The organism is Reyranella sp., from assembly GCF_004297405.1.
GTDB lineage: Bacteria > Pseudomonadota > Alphaproteobacteria > Reyranellales > Reyranellaceae > Reyranella.
On record NZ_SCVC01000004.1, the window covers coordinates 224,659 to 245,674 of the forward strand.

The 21,016-nt window shown below is 63.2% G+C and carries 19 protein-coding genes; 9 read left to right on the forward strand and 10 right to left on the reverse strand.

Annotated features, from left to right (window positions below; all coding sequences use genetic code 11):
• Nucleotides 1-23: 23 nt before the first annotated feature.
• The 3 genes from EPO50_RS02025 to EPO50_RS02035 all read right to left on the reverse strand — a co-directional run bounded on the left by EPO50_RS02025 (nt 24) and on the right by EPO50_RS02035 (nt 4,545).
• Nucleotides 24-1,832 carry an adenylate/guanylate cyclase domain-containing protein gene (locus tag EPO50_RS02025; RefSeq protein ID WP_296340966.1) on the reverse strand — a complete coding sequence of 603 codons (1,809 nt, stop codon included), beginning with the start codon at nt 1,830-1,832 and terminating at the stop codon, nt 24-26.
• A 75-nt stretch (nt 1,833-1,907) separates the two neighbouring features.
• On the reverse strand, nt 1,908-3,557 hold the full coding sequence (locus EPO50_RS02030) for a hypothetical protein (protein WP_296340967.1): 1,650 nt from the start codon (nt 3,555-3,557) through the stop codon (nt 1,908-1,910).
• 85 nt (nt 3,558-3,642) lie between these two features.
• A complete protein-coding gene (locus EPO50_RS02035; protein WP_296340968.1) occupies nt 3,643-4,545 on the reverse strand; it encodes a VOC family protein in 903 nt (300 codons plus the stop codon).
• 112 nt (nt 4,546-4,657) lie between these two features.
• On the opposite strand from EPO50_RS02035, the gene EPO50_RS02040 reads away from it, so the two are divergent.
• From EPO50_RS02040 to EPO50_RS02050, 3 genes are all read left to right on the forward strand, one after another.
• Nucleotides 4,658-5,911 carry a DUF4010 domain-containing protein gene (locus tag EPO50_RS02040; RefSeq protein ID WP_296340969.1) on the forward strand — a complete coding sequence of 418 codons (1,254 nt, stop codon included), beginning with the start codon at nt 4,658-4,660 and terminating at the stop codon, nt 5,909-5,911.
• A gap of 91 nt (nt 5,912-6,002) precedes the next feature.
• Nucleotides 6,003-6,695, forward strand: coding sequence for an alpha/beta hydrolase (locus EPO50_RS02045; RefSeq protein ID WP_296340970.1), 693 nt, complete (start codon nt 6,003-6,005; stop codon nt 6,693-6,695).
• 52 nt (nt 6,696-6,747) lie between these two features.
• Nucleotides 6,748-8,157 carry an adenylate/guanylate cyclase domain-containing protein gene (locus EPO50_RS02050; protein WP_296340971.1) on the forward strand — a complete coding sequence of 470 codons (1,410 nt, stop codon included), beginning with the start codon at nt 6,748-6,750 and terminating at the stop codon, nt 8,155-8,157.
• Here EPO50_RS02050 and EPO50_RS02055 read toward each other — a convergent pair.
• From EPO50_RS02055 to EPO50_RS02070, 4 genes are read right to left on the reverse strand one after another with little or no spacing between them, the layout of a single operon-like run.
• Nucleotides 8,142-9,032: a DUF3592 domain-containing protein gene (locus EPO50_RS02055; protein ID WP_296340972.1), complete on the reverse strand. Its 891-nt coding sequence runs from the start codon at nt 9,030-9,032 to the stop codon at nt 8,142-8,144. The genes EPO50_RS02050 and EPO50_RS02055 overlap by 16 nt on opposite strands.
• A gap of 11 nt (nt 9,033-9,043) precedes the next feature.
• The gene (locus EPO50_RS02060) at nt 9,044-9,727 is read right to left on the reverse strand and encodes a hypothetical protein (RefSeq protein WP_296340973.1); all 684 of its coding nucleotides are present in this window, start codon (nt 9,725-9,727) and stop codon (nt 9,044-9,046) included.
• A complete protein-coding gene (locus EPO50_RS02065) occupies nt 9,724-10,491 on the reverse strand; it encodes an SDR family NAD(P)-dependent oxidoreductase (protein ID WP_296340974.1) in 768 nt (255 codons plus the stop codon). The genes EPO50_RS02060 and EPO50_RS02065 overlap by 4 nt, the downstream gene beginning before the upstream one ends.
• Nucleotides 10,492-10,498: 7 nt before the next feature.
• A complete protein-coding gene (locus EPO50_RS02070; protein ID WP_296340975.1) occupies nt 10,499-11,368 on the reverse strand; it encodes an aldose 1-epimerase in 870 nt (289 codons plus the stop codon).
• Nucleotides 11,369-11,542: 174 nt separating this feature from the next.
• Between EPO50_RS02070 and EPO50_RS02075 the strand changes: the two genes are divergently transcribed.
• From EPO50_RS02075 to EPO50_RS02100, 6 genes are all read left to right on the forward strand, one after another.
• On the forward strand, nt 11,543-12,901 hold the full coding sequence (locus tag EPO50_RS02075) for an extracellular solute-binding protein (RefSeq protein WP_296340976.1): 1,359 nt from the start codon (nt 11,543-11,545) through the stop codon (nt 12,899-12,901).
• Between the two features lie 70 nt (nt 12,902-12,971).
• On the forward strand, nt 12,972-13,856 hold the full coding sequence (locus tag EPO50_RS02080) for a carbohydrate ABC transporter permease (RefSeq protein ID WP_296340977.1): 885 nt from the start codon (nt 12,972-12,974) through the stop codon (nt 13,854-13,856).
• Nucleotides 13,856-14,743, forward strand: a complete 888-nt coding sequence (locus EPO50_RS02085; protein ID WP_296340978.1) for a carbohydrate ABC transporter permease — start codon at nt 13,856-13,858, stop codon at nt 14,741-14,743. Before EPO50_RS02080 ends, EPO50_RS02085 begins: the two co-directional genes overlap by 1 nt.
• Before the next feature lie 105 nt (nt 14,744-14,848).
• A complete protein-coding gene (locus EPO50_RS02090) occupies nt 14,849-15,634 on the forward strand; it encodes an aldolase/citrate lyase family protein (RefSeq protein ID WP_296340979.1) in 786 nt (261 codons plus the stop codon).
• Nucleotides 15,635-15,659: 25 nt separating this feature from the next.
• Nucleotides 15,660-16,841 (forward strand): amidohydrolase family protein, encoded by a 1,182-nt coding sequence (locus EPO50_RS02095; protein ID WP_296340980.1) that lies wholly within the window; start codon nt 15,660-15,662, stop codon nt 16,839-16,841.
• Nucleotides 16,842-16,856: 15 nt separating this feature from the next.
• Nucleotides 16,857-18,389: an ABC-F family ATP-binding cassette domain-containing protein gene (locus tag EPO50_RS02100; protein ID WP_296340981.1), complete on the forward strand. Its 1,533-nt coding sequence runs from the start codon at nt 16,857-16,859 to the stop codon at nt 18,387-18,389.
• A 10-nt stretch (nt 18,390-18,399) separates the two neighbouring features.
• Here the strand turns inward: EPO50_RS02100 and EPO50_RS02105 are convergent, their stop codons facing one another.
• Genes EPO50_RS02105 through EPO50_RS02115 form a run of 3 tightly spaced genes read right to left on the reverse strand, consistent with a single transcriptional unit; the run spans nt 18,400 to nt 20,984 of the window.
• The gene (locus tag EPO50_RS02105) at nt 18,400-19,176 is read right to left on the reverse strand and encodes an ABC transporter permease (protein ID WP_296340982.1); all 777 of its coding nucleotides are present in this window, start codon (nt 19,174-19,176) and stop codon (nt 18,400-18,402) included.
• Complete coding sequence (locus EPO50_RS02110; RefSeq protein ID WP_296340983.1) at nt 19,173-19,955, reverse strand: ABC transporter ATP-binding protein; 783 nt, start codon at nt 19,953-19,955, stop codon at nt 19,173-19,175. Before EPO50_RS02110 ends, EPO50_RS02105 begins: the two co-directional genes overlap by 4 nt.
• A gap of 3 nt (nt 19,956-19,958) precedes the next feature.
• Complete coding sequence (locus EPO50_RS02115) at nt 19,959-20,984, reverse strand: ABC transporter substrate-binding protein (RefSeq protein ID WP_296340984.1); 1,026 nt, start codon at nt 20,982-20,984, stop codon at nt 19,959-19,961.
• Nucleotides 20,985-21,016: the final 32 nt, after the last annotated feature.

Here is a 21,016-nt window from a genome sequence, read left to right on the forward strand (position 1 = left end):
CCCGATCGCAGAGGCGCGGGTTCCTACTCAGGAATACCGGCGCGGAGCAGACCATCCCTGTATCTTTCACGGTCCTGCGGCCTGCGCAGAGGAAGCATTGGAACAAGCGTAGTGACCCGAGCCAATGGATCGAGTTCCAGGACTCGCGACGCTGCCGCCTTGGCGTGATCGAGCTGGCCGCTCAGGGCGCCACTGATTGCAATCATCCGCCAGGCTGGCAAGAAACTGGGAACCTCTCCAACGGCCTTCCGGGCCAGTTGCATCGCATCGTCGTAGTGCCCGGCAAAGAACGATGCGAATGCGACGGCTGTCTTCATCTGCATGACATTGGGATCGCGAGGACTAAGACGCAGTGACCGCTCGAGATGCTCAAGCGCCACTTCGGGCTCCCCAAGATAGATCTTCACCCAACCACTGAAGTGCCAGCCCAGAGCGAAGTTCTGATTGAGGATCAGACCTCTCTCGATGAGGTCGGCCCCCACCTCCAGCTCCTCGGCAACATAGGCGAGATTGAAGCCGGCGACCGTCAGCGACCAGGGATCGTCCTGGCTAGCCAATTCGATGGCCCGACGCGACAGCCGTATCGCCTCCGCGCTCTCCGCCGCGACGTCGGTCATCCAACGGCTCTGCTTTCGAAGCGTGTAACACATGCCGGCCAGGGCATAGGCAGCCGCAAAGTTCGCGTCCAACCTGATCGCCTCATAGAGCATGGGCAACGCCGCTTCGTGCGCCGACTTGGTCCATTTGTAGGTATTGGCCAGCGCACGCAAGTAATGATCGTAAGCATGCAGGCTGTCTGTCGGCTTTCGCTTGGCTCGTTCGATTTCGGCGACTCGCAGTTGCGGGACGAGTTCGCAAGCGACACTCGCGGCCACACGATCCTGAAGCTCAAAGACACCGTCGAGCGAACCATCGAATCTCTCCGCCCAAAGGTGCGTACCTGTTTCGCAGTCGATCAACTGCCCTGCGATACGTATTCGTTCTCCAGACTTGCGTACGCTTCCTTCGAGAACATATCGAACGCCCAATTCGCGGCCTACCTTGCTTATGTCGATGGAACTATCCCTGTACGTGAACGACGAGTTGCGAGAGATCACGAGCAAGGACTTGAAGCGGGAAAGCGCCGTAATGATCTCGGTCACCATGCCATCGGCAAAGTAATCCTGCTCGACGTCGCCGCTCAAATTCCGGAAGGGCAGGACCGCCACCGACGGCTTGTCGGAAAGAATCACCGGCGGCTCTGTCGGCGCACTCGGGACCGCTGGAGTCCACTCGACAGCCTTTGACGACGCCGTCGACCAGTCGCTTGATTTCCATTTTACGGTGAACGCCTCCACCGGTTGATGGATGTTCTTGAGAGAGAGCCTTCCCGCGTCTTCAAAACTGGCCTTGAGCCGACGCGCTACCGCATCGTAGATGCTGCGGGACACCAAGATCCCTCCGACAGGCGCTGCGGCTTCGAGTCGGACTGCTACGTTGACGCCATCTCCATAGAGGTCCTCGTCGTCAACGAGCACGTCTCCGAGATGCAAGCCGATACGCAGCGAAAGCGGATGACTTTCGAGAGCGCTTTTCTCTGCCCCTGTCGCGGTTTGCTGAATCTCAATAGCCGCGCTCAGTGCTTCAACGGCGCTGGGAAAATCGACAAGAACCCCATCGCCGACGAGTTTGAACAACCGGCCATTGTGTCTCGCGACAGCGGGTTCGATGAGTTGGGAGCGGAGGGCCTTGAGACGCGCGTGAGTTCCGCTTTCGTCGTCGCCCATCAGTCGCGAGTACCCCACGACGTCCATTGCGACTATCGCGGTCAGTTTGCGGGTCGGTTGCGCCATCCCTCCTCTCCGTTTGCCCGTCGGCAGCTACCCATCCTGTATTGTGTCCAGTATTCGACCGCGTGCAGCCAAGCTTCAGGCGGCAGCCCGGCGGCAAAAACACGAGGCTCGCACCTGAACCTCAGCACGCGCCGAGGCAAGGTCGAGCCGCGCCTTTATCAAAGGTGCCTCGACGGTATCGCCGCGCCGGGTCAAGCATTCGTGGAGACCGTGCAAGCTCCAGACGTTCTCCGGATGCTGGCAGGCCCGGCTAAGCTTGCCATCGAAACCGAGATCGGCGCGATAGACAGCTTCCGCTTCGCCGCTATGCCCCTGCTCCAGCAACAGTGCTCCCAGGGCATGCCGCGACGGCTGCATCCAGCCCCAGGGCTCGTCGTACGGCAACGCGTCCTCGAGAGCGACGGCGCGGCGCAGATGGGCGAAGGCGATATCATAGTTGGCGCGACGGTATTCCAGCTCGCCGCTCAGCATCTCCTCGGCAATGGCCAGCAGATCGACGACGGTGTTGTTGTGGACGCGCCGCGTGTCCGGCACCCTGGCCCTGGCTTTACGGAACGCGGCTCGCGCTTCTTCCGCCGCCGCGATATTGCCCAGGGTCGAGTGCGCGACGCCCCTGGCGTAGAGCATCATCGCCGTGGTCGAACAGTAGAGATCGCGATCCTCGGGCAATTCCTGGTCGATGATCTCCTGCCATTTGCCGAAGCGCACGAGAACGTGCTGTTTCATCGGGAGATAGCCCTCGATGAAATCGGCCATGGGCGGCGATGGAATGCGCAGCAACTCCTCGGGCGTCGTGTCGATCAGCTCCTGCGCCGCTCGGATAGCCGGAGTGTACTGGCCGAGGAACATCGCGCCGTAGATCGCGAAATGATGATTGTGGGTGCGGTAGAGGGCATAGACATTCAGCGCCCCTTCACGCTGCAGGAACTTCCGATCGGCGATGATTGCCTTCTCGTTGTAGACGACGACATCGCGGTAATGGCCGCAGAGTACGTCGATATGAGTCGGCATATGGATGAGGTGTCCGGCATCCGGGACAAGGTCACGCAGCCGGTCACCGGCCCGGAGCGCCCGTTGCGGGAATGGCGACATTTCCATCAGATGGACATAGAGATGCAGCAGCCCCGGATGATCCCACGATGCCGGATAATCGCGGAAGGCATCCTCGAGCAGCTTCACCGCCTCGGCGGTGCCCGCGTCCTTGGCGACACCGCCAGTCGACAGATCCCACATCTGCCACGGCGTCTCGTTCATGATCGCCTCGACGAGCACGGACCGGACATCGAGATCCGTCGGGTTCGCAACAAAGACCGTGCGCATGGCCTTGGTGTAGGCGCGGTCCCAATCGGACTGGTCTTCGATCGGGTCACGCTGCGGATAGCGCGCCGGCAGGGCGCGTATCAACGCCTGCTCGATCGGCGTGGCCTGGTCCGCACGCTTCAATGCCTGTTGCATGGCATCGTAGGCCGCGGCGAGCGCCATGGCCTTGCCGGCAGGATCGTAGAGGTGCCAGGGCAGGTTGTAGTTCGGACCGGCCGCATAGGCGATTCCCCAATAGGCCATCGCACAACCGGAGTCGTGCTCCAGCGCCTTGCCGAAGCACTTGATCGCCTCTTCATGGTTGAAGGCGAAGACCCAGTTCAATCCCCTGTCGAACCAGAGCTGGGCGTCCGGAGATTTCGTGGTGATCGCGCGAGTGTAAGCGCCGAGATCATAGTAACTCATGGCATCCCCCTCATAAGCGGTGCGGCTGTACCAACAAGACGCTCACTCAACGCTGCAGGTACTATAGGCGCCCGGTCTTGATCCGTCACGACGTCGTCGCCGTGTCCCTGATCCAGGGTTCGCCCCAAAGGTTGGTCGCACGCTTGGCGCCGATCCATTTCTTGCCGGGCTGCCCCTTTTCCATCGCCTCGAGTTCCGCTGAGATCTCGATGTTGTTGCCGTCCGGGTCCTTGATCATGAAGAAGAGGTTGTTGCCGGCGCCATGCCGGCCGGGGCCCCACCAGATCGGGATTTCCAGCGACGCGAAGTGGTCGGCCCAGAGCTTGAGGTCGTTCCAGCCAGTCGTCTCGTAGGCGTGATGATCGGCCCGCGATTGAGGAGCGCGGAATATCGCAAAGGTGTGATGCATCTCGTCGGATCGCAGGAAGCAGACATTCACGTCGCCGGCGTCAGGCCCTGTACCATCCTTGTGCACGGTATCCGACGCCATGAAGCCGAGTGTCTTGCCGTAGAACTCGAACATCGCCGGAAACCGCGCCGAGGCCACCACGACATGCTGCAACATGCCGGGCAAGCCGCCGGCCGCTAAGTCCGCGCCTGCCGCGCTGCGTGCGCGCGCCCTCGTTCCGAAAACGGCCAGCCGATCGTCGGGATCGCGCACTGCGAAAGCATCTGCCCCGAACAACGATGTCGGCGACGGCAGCAATGCCACGCCCTGTCCTTCGAGGAAGGAGTGATAGGTCTTGAGATGATCGCCGTCCCGAAGCGCAAAGGCGCTGTAAGCGTGTCCCGCTGCCTGCGCCGGGCCGATCACGATCGTGCGTGACGGTGCTTCGAGAAGGAATTCCGTCTCGGTCAGCTGGCTCACAGCCATGCCCATCGTCCGACTGTAGAAATCCGCGAGCCGGGCAGCGTCGGGTGAATCGTAGCGAATATGATCGAGCGTCGCCGGCCAAAGCGGCGAGACATCGAGGAGTTGCGTCGTCATTGCTGGAGTCTCCTGCAACGCTCAATCGTGAGGAATGCCCTTCAAGCTGGCAACCCGGAAAGCGCGAATCACAACGTGAGTTGGCGGAACGTGTTACAGTCCAACGTTAGTCATGCCTTTTTCCCTTGATCCCCTCGTCTTCGGTTTCCTCGTCGCCCTCGGCATCGGTCTGCTGATCGGCATCGACCGTGAGCGCAAGAAGGGCGAAGGCCCGACACGGGGCGCCGCCGGCCTCAGGACCTTCACTCTGGCCTCGCTGGCCGGCGCTACAGGCGTCGCCGTCGGTGGCGAGATTTTGCTGGCGGCCGTCACACTGGGCGTGACGGCCTTCGCCGGCCTTTCCTACTGGCACGCCCGCGAGACAGATCCAGGTCTCACGACGGAGATCGCCCTCGTGCTAACGGCACTGCTGGGCGGGCTCGCGATCCGCGAACCGGCTTACGCCGCGGGAATCGGCGTGGTCACGGCCGCGCTCCTCAATGCCCGTGCCGAACTGCATCGATTCGTCCGGTCGGTTCTGACGGCCAAGGAAATTCGCGATCTCCTGGTCTTCGCCGGCGCGACCCTGATCGTGCTGCCATTGCTGCCCGATCATCCAATCGGGCCCTACGGCGCCTTCGATCTGCGCACGGTATGGATCGTCGTGATCCTGGTCATGGCCGTGGGGGCGCTGGGCTATGTCGCTGTCCGCGCAGTCGGCTCTCGTTTCGGCCTGCCCCTGGCTGGTCTTGCTTCGGGCTTCATCTCGAGCAGCGCCACGATCGGCGCGATGGGCGCGCGGGCGGCCAAAGAGCCGGAACTCATGAAGCCCGCCGTCGCCGGAGCCATTCTGTCCTCGGTCGCCACCGTCGTGCAGCTTGCCGTCCTGGTCGCCGTCACCAGCCTGCCGACACTCGAGGCCTTCGTCATGCCCTTGGTGCTCTCCGGCACGGCGGCAGTTCTCTACGGTGGCATCTTCACGCTCTGGGCATTGAAACAACGCGGCCAGTCGCAAGAAACACCAGGGAGCGCCTTCAGCCTCAAAACCGCCCTCACCTTCGCCGCCATCCTCGCAGCAGTGCTGATCCTTGCCGCGGCACTACAGGATTGGTTCGGCGAAACAGGCGTCATCCTTGCTGCTGGAGCGGGCGGCTTCGCCGACGCTCACTCCGCCGCCATCTCCGTGGCATCGCTGGTGGCAGATGGCCGTCTCGAGCCGCCAGCGGCCATCGTCCCGATCCTGGTCGCTTTCACGACCAACACCCTGACCAAGATGATCTTCGCCGTTTCGGCTGGCGGCCGCACATTCGCGCTTTACGTCATTCCGGGCCTGATCCTGATGGTGATCGCGGCCTGGGCGGGCGCGCTCTTCGTGCCACCGGGCTGACAGACCATCACAGATCGAGATCGGGAAGACCTGTGTCCTGCGCCGCTCGAAGGTAGGCAGCGGCCCGAAGCCGCTGTACAGTCCGGGCCGCTTGCGTTCCCTTGTTCTTCTCCCCGGCTTCATGTGCGACTCGGATCTCTGGACCGACATGGTCCCCGATCTCGAAGCGCTGGGCTCACTCCACTACGGCAATGTCTACGAGGACTCGTCGCTCGAAGGCATGGCCCAACGTGTCCTTGCCGACGCGCCGGATCGCTTCGTGCTGGTAGGCTTCTCGATGGGCGGCTTCGTGGCGCGCGTGCTTACCCTGATGGCGCCCGAACGCGTGGCAGGCGTGGCCTTCGTCGCCTCGTCCGCGCGCGGCTACTCCGACGAGGAGCGGGCGCGGCGCCAGGCTGGCTATCGGCCCGGCGACCGTCCGCCACCTGCCGCCGGTGCGGTAACGACGGCAATGGGACTTCATCCCGATCGCGAGACCGATCCCGTGCTGCTCAACCGGCTGCGCGCCATGCAGCGCCGTCTGGGACCAGAAGTCCGCAAGCGTCAGGCCGCCCTCGTTCGTCGCGATGGCTATGCCGATCTGGAACGGATCACCTGCCCGTCACTTGTCGTGGCCTGCCGACAGGACCGCTTGCGCACCTTCGCAGAGACCGAGCGCATGGCGCAGCACCTCCCCCAGTCCAACTTCGCCATCTTGGAGGATTGCGGCCATATGGCGCCTTTGGAGAAACCCCAGGAACTCGCGACGCTACTCGCCACCTGGATCCACCGCACTGGACTGTAGAAACCCGGGCTTTGTAAGGACTCGGGACGCCCGTCGGGTGTAGCTTCGAGCTATGAGTGATGGGCAAGCCCTGTTCGCAGTCCTGCGGCAGTCGGCAGATGCCGACACCGTAACGGCCATGGAGCGTCTCGTCGGAACAGCTCCCGACGCCGACCTTTGCCGCGTCAACGTGTTCGACTTCGCCCGCCGCCACAATGTTGGCGAGGAAGAGACGATCGGCGCCTTCCTGCACGCGGCGCGGATCGGTCTCTTCGAAATGTCGTGGAATGTGCTTTGCCCGGGCTGTGGTGGCGTCCTCGATTCGAACGCTTCGCTGAAGAGCGTGCGGTGCGAGGAATATGTCTGTGCACTCTGCGCTGCGGGCTATGAGCCCACGCTCGACGAAATGGTCGAAGTGACCTTCACGGTGAACCCGAGGATCCGTCGCATCGCGGCGCACGATCCAGACACCATGCCGATGTGGGACTATGCACGGCAGATCTTCTGGGGATCGGGGATCGAACTTCCCACGGAGAATTTCGACGAGCTGATCGAGGAAATCACGCTCGATGCCGTCGAGCTCCTGCCGGGCAGCAAAGCGATCCTGTCGCTGCAGCTTCCCCCCGACTTCATCATTGTGTTCGAACCCGTCACGCATGCGGCGCGCTTCATCGACGTCAAAGGCGAACCGACACGGGAGCGCCAGAACCTGTCGCTGGTGTTCAACAACCTGCGATCGCCGACGGGGACGATGGAGCTGCGGCCAGGACCGCTCCGGTTGCAACTGGAGAACCAAACGTCTCGCCGTACGTTGCCCGGCATTTGGATCGCCAACGACAAAATGCATGAGCTGCTCGGCCGCCGTAAGCGCTTCCTGACGGCTAAGCGACTCCTTTCCAACCAGACCTTCCGCGACATCTACCGCACCGACACGCTCGATATCGACCAGCGGCTGAAGATCACCAGCCTCACGTTCCTGTTCACCGACCTCAAGGGTTCGACCGAGCTCTATGAGCGGGTCGGCGATCTCGTGGCCTTCGACCTTGTGCGCGAACATTTCCGCGTCCTGCACGAGATCGTCGCGGCGGAGAGCGGCGCCGTGATCAAGACCATCGGTGATGCGGTCATGGCGACCTTCCCGACGCCTGATCGTGCCTTGGCTGCGGCCCTCCGCATGCGCCACGCCATGCGCGCCCTGAACGATGCGCACGGCCGCGAAGACCTTCTGCTCAAGATCGGTATCCACGAAGGCCCCTGCCTCGCCGTAACCTTCAACGAGCGACAGGATTATTTCGGCCAGACAGTGAACATCGCGTCTCGCGTTCAGGGATTGGCTGTTTCCCAGTCGATCCTGGCGACCGCGTCCGTCGTCGATCATCCGCAAAGCACCGACCTGCTCGAACGCAACGGTCAGAAGCCCATGGTGCAAAGCCAGGCGCTGCGCGGGATGACCTCGGAGGTCGCCGTCTACGAGATCCCTTGAGCGGCTGTACTCCGCCGCCGCATCCATCGCGACAGCTTGGCCGAACCGCCGAACAGGAAGGCGACAGCAAAGGCCACCACGGCCGGCAGCCACAGGTCGAGGAAAGATACGATCCGCGCCCGGCTGGGATTGGTGCGATCGTAGACCACGGTCACCACATCCCCTTCGGCAAACGACGTGCCGCTGCCGCCTCGACCATGGAACTCGATCTCACGACCTTCCTGGGTGGTGAAGCGCACGACCGGCGCATAGGAATCCTGCTCGACGTCGCGCCGCACCTCGCGACCGGTGGCGAGCGTTACTTCTTCCGTCACGATGCTGCTGCTCTTGCGAATCTCGACCACCGTGCCCTGCGCACGGCCACCACTGGCGTAGAGATCGGTCGCACTCCACAGCGCAAAGATCCCGATCACCAGCGCCGTGATGGAGATCGTCGTGAAAGCACGCTCTCCGACTTGGGCCAGATCGGCGTTGCATGACAATGCCCAGGCGACCACACCGAACATCAGCCAGAAGCAGCCGAAGCCGATGGCGATGATCGGCACCATCCACAGCCGTTCGAACGTGTCGAGGCGGATATTCTGCGGGTCCTCGGGCATGTAGAGCACGGTGACCAGATCGCCCTTCGAAAAGTCGGGCGCGCCGCTGCCGAGATCGGTGACTTCCTGCAATTCGCCGTTGGGCAGGCGAAAGCGCACCACCGGCGAATACATGCTGCCTTCGCGCACGATGTCGACAACCACACCGTCGGCCCGGTCGCCATAGAGGACATGGCGCAGGTTGCCGAGTCCCAGCAGGATGCCGCCCGCCACGATGAGGCCACCGATGCCTAGGATCGCCCAGGCGATCTGACGCCAGCCCATATCCATGGCCATCGCCAATCTCCTCAGACCGGCTGACGCTTGCGCAGTCTATCGATGAGGGTGACCAGCCGCATGCCCTGAGGAGTCGCGGAATCGAGGAGCTGTTCGCGTGGCGTATTCTCCGCCAATCGGCTGATCTCGATGAGCGCGCGGATATGCTGACGGCGCGTCAGCCGGTACTCCGAAGACCGGTGATGGAAAAACAGGCGCTTGAGCTGGCCGTCGCCCACCAGCGCGTTCAACTCGGTGGCAGTCACGTAAATCAGGAAGCAGATGAAGATCCACAGATGGACTGCCACGAAGCGATGCCAGTTGAAGGCGGCCATCTCAGTCTGGAAGGCCGATCCGAAGCCGCCCGTGTCGAAGGCAAAGTGCAGCAATTTTTCAAAGAAGCGCACCAGCAGGACGACGAAGGAATAGAAGACCGTCTTGTACAGGATCGGTTGGATCAGGGGTGCGCCACGGAACTTGTCGATCAGGCGGACCTTGTCCACGACCAGAACAACCTTGCCGACGACCAGTGCCGTCGTGCTGGCCAGCATGAAGTTTGACAGCCGGAACCAGTAGTCATGGACCAGCAGGTCGGTCGTGAGCGAGATCAGGTTGAAGGCGACGAAGAAATAGAGCGTCGGTGGCAACAGGTGGCGGATCAAATTGAACCAGCCGCGATAGATGCGCACCGGGAGGGAGGCCAAGGCCAGGCTCACATCCGGCCTCCGTCGACCACGAAATTCTGCGCCGTCACAAGCCGGCTGTCGTCGGCCGCCAGCCACAGCACCATGCGCGCGATATCGGGGGGATAGATCTTCTCCTTGAGACACTGCGCGACCATCAGGGCGGCTTCGGCCTCCGGGGTCAGCCAGAGATCGATCTGGCGCTGGGTCATGATCCAGCCCGGCGTCAGCGAATTGAGGCGGATGTTGTCAGGTCCGAGATCGCGAGCGAGGCCGCGCGTCATGCCGATCACCGCAGCCTTGGCCGCCTGATAGACAGAGAGTTGCGGCGTCATCGCGTGATAGCTCACCGAGCTGAAATTGATGATCGAACCGCCGCCGGCCTTCTTCATGCCGGGCACCACGGACTGGATGGCAAAGTATTGGTGGCGCAGATTGACCGCGATGCGCTCGTCCCAGAAGGCGGGAGTCACTTGGTCGATCGTATGACGGTCGTCGCGGGCCGCATTGTTCACCAGTACCTTGAAGGCACCGAGCTTGCCTGCCATGCCGTCGATCGTCGCTTGGTAGGCGGCGAGATCGCGCACGTCCGCCTTGGCAAAGAGCGGTGCCGGATGGCCCGCGGCCTTGATCTGGTCGACCAGCGCCACGGAAGCCGCTTCGTCGATATCGACAAAGCCTACCTTGGCGCCCTGCTCCGCAAAATGCTCGACGATCGAAGCACCGATGCCCGAGCCGCCACCAGAGACGAGGACGGGCCGGCCGGCGAGGCTGGGATAGGAGGCGAACTGCGACATGACTTCCTCACGAAAACGAAAGACGGAAGGCGATCTCACCCGCGAACGTCGCTCCGGCAGCCAGCCGGGTCTTCCCGACGGCACCGTTGGCATGGCTCACCGGTTCGATGCAAAAGAACGTCTGGCCGTCGGGAACATAGATCACCAGATGGCGGAACGCCTCCGTGGCGGAGAGTTCCAGCCGCATACCCCGGCGCGGCCAGGCAATGGTGGCGTGCCCGTCCCAACCATCGAAACAATGGTCAAGCCCCAGCCCTGCGACGCGGCGCCCGCTGGAGAAATCCCACGCCGGAGGCACCGGCACATGTTTCAGCGGCAGGACCTCGGCATCGGTCTCCCAGACGCCGCGCAGCCGGCAGGTCAGCTCGGTCTCGGCATCGCGCGGAAAGTAGGGATGCAGGCCCAGTCCCGCCGGTACGTCGCGATCTTCGAGATTCTCGATCGACATGCCGGTCACCAGCCCCGCTTCGTCGAGCACGAAGGTCTGGCGGGCCCGATAGCGGAACGGCCAGCCCGAGAGGCCATTGTGCTCATAAATCAGCTCGACCGAACGACCATCGTGGCGACCGACCGTCCAGGCATGTGACCAGCCATCGCCGTGCATTGGGTGGCGCACGCCTGGCCAGTTGAGCGGCACGTCAATCTGCTCGCCGCCGAAGAGGAGTTTCCCGTTCGCGATGCGATTGGAAAATGGCACCAGCGGATAGCAGCCGCTGTCCTTTCCCGTGCCTGACGCCAATGCCGCCTCCGTGGCGGGCCGCAGCACATCGCCGGCCGAGTTGGCTTCCCCCAGCACGGCAAAGCGCGCGATCGACCCTCCGGCTTCCGGTGCAAGGTCGACCGAGAGCCGACCGGCTTGCAAAGACAATAGCTGCATGTGTTCGTCTCACCTGCCTCCTGACGAGTAATCCACCGTGGCCTACTTTTTGCTGGGTTGCACCTATGTCTGGTGGCACCCGGATGATAGGCTTTCGTTCACTCGACGTTGTCGGCTTCGTGCCGAGTGCCATTCGTCTCGACACGGCCATCACCCGGACCTGGGGGCTATCACATGAGTGACGAGGTCATCGGTAAGTGGGAGTTGAGTCGCCGCCGCGTACTGGCCACCACAGCGGGCCTCGGTCTGCTTGGGTCGACAGGCCGAGCTTTCGGCCAGTCCGCCGGCCCCTGGAGCCAGGCGCCACGCAGCAAAGTTGATCGCCTCAACTTCGTCGTCTGGACCTACGGCGACATCTACACACGCATCGCCAAACAGTTCGAAGCGGATTGGGGCGTCAAGGTCGACTCGACCATCTCGTCGTTCAACGACCATCCCACCAAGCTGACGACGATGTTCGCGGCCGGCGAGAAGATCGACGTCTCGCAGTCCTCGCCGTTTTCATTTCCGAACTTCGTCAATCAAGGCCTGGTCGAGCCGATCGACAGCCTTCCCGGCGCTGCCGACTACATCAAGGACTTCACGCCCTTCACCAAGCAGGTCGCGACCGTGAACGGCAAGACGATGGGTCTGCCCTACTTCTCCGCGGTGTGGGTGTGGAACTACTACGCCGACATGCTGGAGAAACTGAAGATCGACAAGCCTTTCGCCACCTACGATGAATTCATCGAGCATTGCGTGAAGGCAAAGAAGGATGGCGTGTCACGCTATCCCGTCCTCTGGGTCGCGGGCGTCGGTCTCGAGCAGCTGCCGGGCACCTGGTACCAGATGACCTGGAACCGCGGCGGCACCTTCTTCGACAAGCAAGGCAATCACATGCTGGGCGCGGGCTCGGTCGCCCGCGAGACGCTAAAATGGTGGGCGAACACCTTCGAGAAGGGACTCGACATCTCCGACCCCGAATCGCTCAAGGTCCAGTTCACCACGTCGGCCAAGGCATTCGGTGCCGGCAAGAACCTCTACCGCGGTCCCAATCACCATTACGGGCTGAACGTCGTCAACGATCCGGCGCAGTCGCCCATCGCCGGTAAGGTCAAGGTCCACGGCTCGCCGGGCGAGGGTAAGACGATCGGCGTCACGCACGTCTACTTCCTCACGTCGGCCACGCGCGACAAGGAATGGGGCTGGAAGCTGCTGCAGTATCTCGGCGGCAAGACTAAGGATGGCAACTACACGCAGGCCGTCAGTCTCGCGAAGGACGCGATGCTGGGCTCGGGTTACACCTCGGTAATGAACAGCGATGCGGTGAAGCAAGGCTGGGCGCCGTGGGGCGATGTCCCCGCCATCCTCAAGATCTGGGACCAGGCGGCTTACATCGGCGAAGTCTGTTCATCGGTCTATCAGCCGTGGCATTTCCCCTGGACCGATCAGCTCAACATCGAGGTCCAGAAATGCCTCACCGGTCAGATCACGGCCGACCAATGCTGTGACAATCTGATCAAGGGCATTGCCGACGCCAAGCGCAAGGTCTGATCCCCTGACGACTCAGGCGCCCGCACTGTCGATCGCGCGAACGGGCCGTAGGCCCTGGTACCAGCGCGAGATGTCGGCCGGCAGCTTCGCGTTCTTCATGAACGTGCCGACCTTGTTCTTTCTCGGCCTGGTCCTCGCCTATCCGGTGATCTACGCGGCCTACCTGTCCGTCCATCAGGTCGGTCTCGCGCAACTTCGACGTGGTGTATTCACGTTCAATGGCTGGGACAATTACAGCCGCGTGCTCGAAGATCCCCTGTTCTGGATCGCGATCAAGAACACGTCGATCTTCACCGCCATCACCGTCGGCAGCGAGGTCGTGCTGGCAGTATTGATCGCGCTGCTGCTCAATCAGACAGGCATCTGGACATCGAGGATCACGCGTTTCCTGATCCTGCTGCCCTACGCCATCCCGCCGATCGCCAACGGCCTGATCTGGTCGTTCCTCTACAGCTTCCAGTTCGGCTTCCTGAACCGGATCCTGTTTTCCCTCGGGCTGATCGACGATCCGATCAATTGGGCGGGCAATCCCGATACGGCGCTCTATGCCGTTACCGTGCCCTATATCTGGCGAACCCTGCCCTTCGCGATCATCCTGGTACATGCGGCCTTGCAAGGCATCCCACGAGAACTCTACGAGGCGGCAGCCGTCGACGGCGCCAGAGCGTGGCATCGTTTCTGGCACATCACCCTGCCGCTACTCCGGCCAATCATCGCGATCATCCTGGTGCTGCGCACCGCCTTCGCCTTCGCGGTCTTCGAGGAAATCCTCGCCATCACCCAGGGCGGTCCGGGCGACGCCACCTGGGTCGCTGCCTGGTACAGCTACAAGATCACCTTCTCGCCGCCGAACAATTTCGGCATGGGCTCGGCATCGGCCTTCATCCTGACCTTGATGATCGGCATCATCGCTTTGGTCTACATGCGCATGGTCTATCGGCGGGTGACGCTCTGATGTTCGCCACCTCGCGCACCGCGAAGCTCATGCTTCATATCGCCAACCTGATGGTGATCGCCTTCATCCTGCTGCCGCTGGTGGCGGTGCTGATCGGCAGCATCCAGTCGGAGAAGGCTCTTCAGGCCGATACGCGCCGCGTGCTGCCGCTGGAATTCACCCTCGACAACTTCACGGTCATCCTCACCAAGGGCGAGCAAAAGGGCCGCATCTTCGAGCAGGTCACCTATCTGCCGGACAACATCAAGAATTTCTACACGGCGTTCCTGAACTCCGCGATCGTGGCAGGTTCGGTGACGTTCCTGACGCTGCTCTTCGGGTCGCTATCGGCCTACACCATCGCTCGCCAGCGTTTCCGCTGGACCCTTTTCCTGCTGCAGGCCAACATCGTCGCGCGCTTCGTGCCGGTGATCGTGCTGATGATTCCGCTGTATGTGGTCATGCGGTCGGTTGGACAGCTCAACTCGCTCTCGGGCGTCATCATCGCGGAGACCGGCTTTCTCCTGCCCTATGCGATCCTGATCCTCGCGCCCTACTTCGACACGATTCCCGCCGAACTCGAAGAAGCAGCGCGCATCGACGGATGTTCCCGGTTCAGCGCCTTCGTGCACATCGTGTTGCCACTGGCGACGCCGGCGCTCGCAGCCTGCGGAGTCATCATGTTCATCATTTCCTGGCACGAGCTGCTGATCCCCTTGATCCTGAATGCCCGGCCTAACGTCATGACGCTGCCCGTGGTCATCGCCAGCCTGGTCGGCGACGTCCATGTCTTCTTCAACCTCATGATGGCGATCTGCCTGCTGGCACTCGCGCCGACGGTGATCCTGGTGGCGCTGCTGCAGAAGTACATCGTCGAGGGCCTATCTGCGGGCGCAGTGAAGGGCTGAACACCGCGCCGAGCCGCCCAGCGATACAAGAAAATGGCTTCCCTTTTGTCGACGGGCTTATGATCCAACCGTCTTCAACGACTCCCGAGGGAAGGAAACGGACTGATGTCGACGAATATGCTGAAGAAGCGGCTGCAGGCGGGCAAAGCTTGCGTTAACGGCTGGCTGGCGATCCCCGACGGCTTCTCGGCCGAAACCATGGCGCAGTGCGGCTGGGACAGCGTCACCGTCGACATGCAGCACGGCGTGCAGGACTACCATTCGATGGTCCGCTGCTTCCAGGCGATGGACAAGCATCCGATAACGCCGCTGGTGCGCGTGCCGTGGAACGAACCCGGCATCGTCGGCAAGGTGCTGGACGGCGGCGCCTGGGGCGTGATCTGCCCCATGGTGAACAATGTCACCGAAGCCAAGGCTCTGGTTTCCTATTGCCTCTATCCGCCCAAGGGCAAGCGCTCCAACGGCCCGATCCGCGCCGGCGCCTACGGCGAAGCGACGCCCTATCAGGCGACGGCCAACGACGAAGTCCTGGTCATCCCGATGATCGAGACGCAGGAAGCGATCGACAATATCGACGCCATTCTCGATGTGCCGGGCATCAGCGGCATCTATGTCGGACCGTCCGACCTCGGCCTGTCGCTTGGCCTGAAGCCCATGCTCGACCGCGAAGAGCCGCAGATCCTCACGATCTACGACAAGCTGCTGGCGGCCACCAAGAAGCGCGGCCAGTTCGCCGGCCTGCACAACGGGACGGCCTCCTATGCCGCCAAGATGATCGGCAAGGGCTTCCGTCTGGTCACCATCGCCAACGACAGCGGCCTGATGGCCCAGGCCGCCCGCGCCGCCGTCAACCAGACGCGCAAGGAAGCGGGCGAAGTCGCGGCGAAGTAGGCGCGCCAAAGCAAGCGTAAGGTCCGTGCGCTACGCCAACGCCAGGCTGCCCGACGGCAGTCAGCATCACATCGAGGTCGAGGGAGGGCGGATCACCGCCCTCCTCCCGATCTCGGCCCCGCCGACTGGCAAGGACACCATCGACCTCGGCGGCGCTTTCGTCATGCCGCCCCTGGTCGACGGGCATATCCACCTCGACAAGACACTGCTCGGCCTGCCCTGGGTGCCGAACCAGGCCACGGGCAATCGTGTCGCCGACCGCATCGAAGCCGAACGCAAGGTGCGCGCCGCCCGGACCCTGCCGGAAGTCGAGACCGGCTCGAACCTGGTGCGTCAGGTGATGGCGAGCGGCACGCTGCACATGCGTACGCATGTCGACATCGACAACCAGCTCGGGCTGCGCAATCTCCAGGAAATACTGAAGGTCCGCGAGCGTTTCCGCGATCTCGTCACCATCGAGATCGTGGCGTTCCCGCAAAGCGGCGTGCTGCGCTCGCCCGGTACGACGGAACTGCTCGATGCTGCAATCGGTGAGGGCGCCGACCTCGTCGGCGGGCTCGACCCAGTGGGCATCGACGGCGATCTTGACGGTCACCTCGATGCGATCTTCGGCGTCGCAGCGAAGCACGGCGTCGGGGTCGATATCCACCTGCATGACGGCGGCGAGAGCGGTATCGCGCAGATGCTGGCCATTGCTCAACGTACCGAAGCGGCCGGCCTGCAGGGCAAGGTGGCCATCAGCCATGCCTTCGCCCTAGGCTCCGTTCCGACGGACAGCGCCGCCCGAACGGCCGATGTGCTGGCCACGGCCCGCATCGCCATCATGAGCCATGGGCCGGGTGGCGCCACGATCCCGCCGCTCAAGCTCCTGAAGGAGCATGGCGTCGAGGTGTTCGGTGGCTCCGACAATATTCGCGATGCCTGGTCGCCCTTTGGCAACGGCGACATGCTGGACCGCGCCATGATGATCGCCTATCGCGCCAACTTCCGGCACGACCACGAACTGGCGCTCGCCTTCGAGATGGTAACGGACGCCGGTGCCCGCGTGCTCGGCCTCCCCGACTATGGTCTCCGAGCTGGTGGCCCCGCCGACTTCGTCGCGGTCGAGGCCGAGAGCCTGGCGGAGGCCGTCGCCACTCGCCGACGGCGCAAGCTGGTGGTAAAGGCGGGGCGCGTCATCGCCCAGGATGGCGCCCTCGTCTCCTGATCCCCAGGACTTGTCATGGCGTCGCGTCAGGCCGTGCTCGGCATGGAGCAGGCCTCGTTCTTCTACGGCTCGGGCCGCGTTTTCGAGAACGTATCGTTCCTGCTGGACGATGCGCGCACGGCACTGGTTGGCGAGAACGGCGCCGGCAAGTCGACCCTGCTCAAGTGCCTGACGGGCGCGCTCGAACTCAATGCCGGTCAGGTGATCCGCTCCCGCGGGCTCCGCATCGGCCAAGTGCCGCAGGACATTCCGGAGGCTCTTGCGGGACGGCCGGTGCGCGACGTGCTGGGCGATGCCCTGATGCGGGCTGGCCAGGACGGCGACTATTGGCGCATCGACGTGCTGTTCGACGAGATCGGCGTCGCCCAGGAGACGCTCGACAAGCCGTTCGGTACCCTGTCCGGCGGCTGGCAGCGGCTGCTGCTGATCGCGGCGGCGGCGCGGCTGGAAGAGCCGGACATCTTGGTGCTCGACGAGCCGACCAACCATCTCGACCTCGCCAACATCAACACCTTGGAACGCTGGCTCACGACCGACTTCGCGGTGCCGATGCTGATCGTGAGCCACGACCGTGAGTTCCTCGACCGCGTGACCGAGCGCACCCTCTTCCTGCGCAGCGATGGCGTACACACTTTCAAGACGCGCTTCTCGATCGCCCGCGAGGAACTGCTGCGCCGCGACGCCACAGCGGCGACCCGGGCACGCCAGGAAGACAAGGAGATCAAGCGGCTAGAGCAGGCCGCGGCACGCTACAAGGTCTGGGCGGTCAAGAACCCCGATCTCAACAAGCGCAAGAACGCCGTCGAAAGCCGCATCGCGCGCATCGAAAAGGAGCGCACGCAGACCTATGTCGCGCGCGAACGCCGGCTCGAGCTGGCCGATGGCGACATCGACGCCCGCGTAGCGCTGCGGCTCTCCGGCCTCGATGTCACCGTACCGGGTTCGGACCGCAAGCTGATCGCCATCGACCGGCTGGCCGTCGCTGCTGGCGAGCGCGTGGCGCTGCTGGGCGTCAACGGCGCCGGCAAGTCAACCCTGCTGGCAACCCTGGCGGCCGCCTTCGATCCGACGCGCGAACACTATGACGGTCAGGCCACGGTGCGGTTCAATCCGGCCTGCCGGCTGGTCTATTTCGACCAGACCATGAACGACCTGCCGACCAAGCAATCAATCCTCGACTATGTCGTGGAAGCCGATGGCATCACCGAGAAGGACGCGATCCGTCATCTTGCCGGCGCCGGCTTTGCTTTCGCGCGCCTCGGCGAACCGATCGGCGTGCTGAGTCACGGCGAACGCGCGCGGCTGGTGTTCCTGAAGATGAAGCTGTTGCGACCCAACTTCTACGTACTGGACGAGCCCACCAACCATCTCGACATCGAAGGTCAGGAGGATCTCGAGGAACAGCTCGAGAAGAGCGATGTTTCCTGCCTGTTCGTCAGCCACGACCGCTTTTTCACGCGGACCGTGGCGACGCGGTTCCTCGAAATCCGCAAGGGCCGGCTGGTCGAAGTCGAGGACGCCGACGCCTTCTTCGACGCCCAGACCTAAGGCGTCGCTCTCAGCTTACGATTTCGCCGCGGAAGGCCCAGCGCGTCATACGCTTCTCAATCATGGCGCAGACCGCGTACATCAGCACGCCCATGATCGCGATCGCGAACAGGCCGGCGAAGGTCGTGGGCGCATCGTTGCGCGCGCTGGCTGACAGCATCAGGAAGCCGATGCCGTTGTTGCCACCCACCGTCTCGGAGATCACCGAGCCGATGAAGGCGAGCGTGATGGCCACCTTGAGGCTGGCGAACAGGTAAGGCATGGCACGCGGGATGCCGACCTTGGTCAGGATCTCCAGCCGCGTGGCGCCGAGGCTCCTCAACACATCGCGCATCTCGGGTTCGATCGTGGCGAGACCCGTGGCGACGTTGACCACGATCGGGAAGAAGCTGATCGCGAAGGCCGTGATAACGGCCGGCAGCGAACCGACGCCGACCCAGATCATCAGGATCGGGACGATCGCCACCTTGGGAATCGCATTGAAGGCGATCAGCAGTGGATAGAGGCCGGAATAGACGAACGGCGATGCCCCGATCGCCAGCCCCATCAGGAGGCCGCCGGCAATGGCCAGCAGGAACCCGATCATCGTGGTCCACAGCGTGTCCCAGGAATAGGCCATCAAGATGTCGAAGCGCTGGAAGAAGACCGCGAAGACCTTGCTGGGCCTCGGCAGGATGATCTCGGGAACGGCGAAGACGACGCAGGCGATCTCCCACACGATCAGCAGGCCGGCCAGGACCAGCCACGGCATGGCGATCTTTAGCGCCTCGCGACGGAGCTCGGTCATGCGTGCTCCTGGTGGATGCGGTCGCGCAGCTCGTGGACGATATCGACGAAGTGCGGCTCGAAGGTGGTGGCGAGCGTCCGTGGGCGCGGAATGTCGATCTTCTTGGCCATGACGATACGGCCCGGGCGGCGGCTCATGACATAGACGGTATCGGCGAGATAGACGGCCTCGCGCAGGTCATGCGTCACCAGAACGCCAGTGAAGCGCTTCTCCATCCACAACGCCTGCATGACGCCCCACAGCTCCTCGCGCGTGAAGGCGTCGAGGGCGCCGAACGGCTCGTCGAGCATCAAAAGCTCGGGTTCATGGATCAGCGCACGGCACAGGTTCGAGCGCTGCTGCATGCCGCCGGAAAGCTGCCAGGGATACTTGTCGGCGAAGTCGTGCAGACCGACCGTCTTCAGGAGCTTCATGCCGCGTTCGACATACTCGGCGCGATGGCTGCGGAAGCGGCGCTTGTGCGGCTCCACCACCTCCATGGGCAGGAGGATGTTGTCCATCGTGGTCCGCCACGGCATCAAGGTCGGGTTCTGGAACGCCATGCCGACGCCCTTGATCGGGCCCGTGACCTTGGCGCCGGCCACATGCACCTCACCGCCCGAGGGCGGCAGGAGGCCGGTGACCAGCTTCATGATGGTGGACTTGCCGCAACCCGACGGGCCGACAACGGCAATGAACTCGCCCTTGTCGATGCCGAAGGTCGCATCGGCAAGGGCTACAGTGCTTTCCTTGCCGAGACGATAAGTGAGACTGACGCCCCTGAGGTCGACGAACGCCACGGCCTAGTTGGAAACCATACGGTCCGCCTTGGGCGGCAGGTACTTGTTGCTGAAGACCTTGTCCGGCGCCGGCGCGTTGGGCAGCCCATAGGCTTCGGAGACCTCCTTGACCGCGCGAGCGAAGCGGGCGGGATCGACGTCGCCCAGGCCGTTGGCCTTGACGTAGGGCGTCAGGATGTTGGTCTCCAGCGAGATCTTGAGTCGCTCCAGTTCGAGCTTCTCGTCGATCAGCGGATCGCGCTTCTTGGCGGCGGCGACGCCGAGCTGCGGATTGGCGATGACGTCCTTCCAGCCCTTGATCGTGGCGGCGACAAAGCCCTTCACGGCCTTCTCGTTCTTGGCCATCTCGGGCGAGATCACGATGCCGTTGCCATAGACATCCATGCCGAAGTCGACATAGCGCATGGCGACGATCTCCTCGAAGGCCACGCCGCGCGCCCTGAGGTCCAGCATCGAGGAGAAGTAGTGGCCGGAGACGAAGTCGACCGAACCCTGCACCAGGCTCTGCTCGCGCAACTGCGGCGTCAGGTTGACATGCTCCCACTTGGAAATGCCGTTCTTCTTGGCGAAGGCCGGGAAGAGACGGAACGAGGCGTCGAACACCGGGGCGCCGAGCTTCTTGCCCTCGAGGTCCTTTGGCGTCTTGATGCCGCTCTTCTTCAGGGCGTAGACGCCGAACGGCGCGAAGTCGTAGGCCATGAACACACAGAGCACTTCCTTGCCCGGGTTCTTGGCGTTGTACTCGATGGTCGCATTCACGTCGGCGAAGCCGATCTGGTAGGCGCCCGTCGCGACACGCTGGACCGCACCGGCCGAGCCCTGGCCGGGATCCATGGTGACGTCGAGGCCTTCGGCCTTGTAGTAGCCCTTCTCCAGCGCCACGAGGAACGGCGAGGTCGGCCCCTGGAACACCCAGTCGAGGGTGAACTTGATGGCGGTCTGCGCATTGGCAGGCAGGCCTGCCAATACCAGCGCAACGGCAGTGGCACCGGCCAGCGGCTTTGCCAGCAGTTTGGCGATTTTGCTCATGTGGTTCCCCCTGGACTCCCTGTCCGCGACTC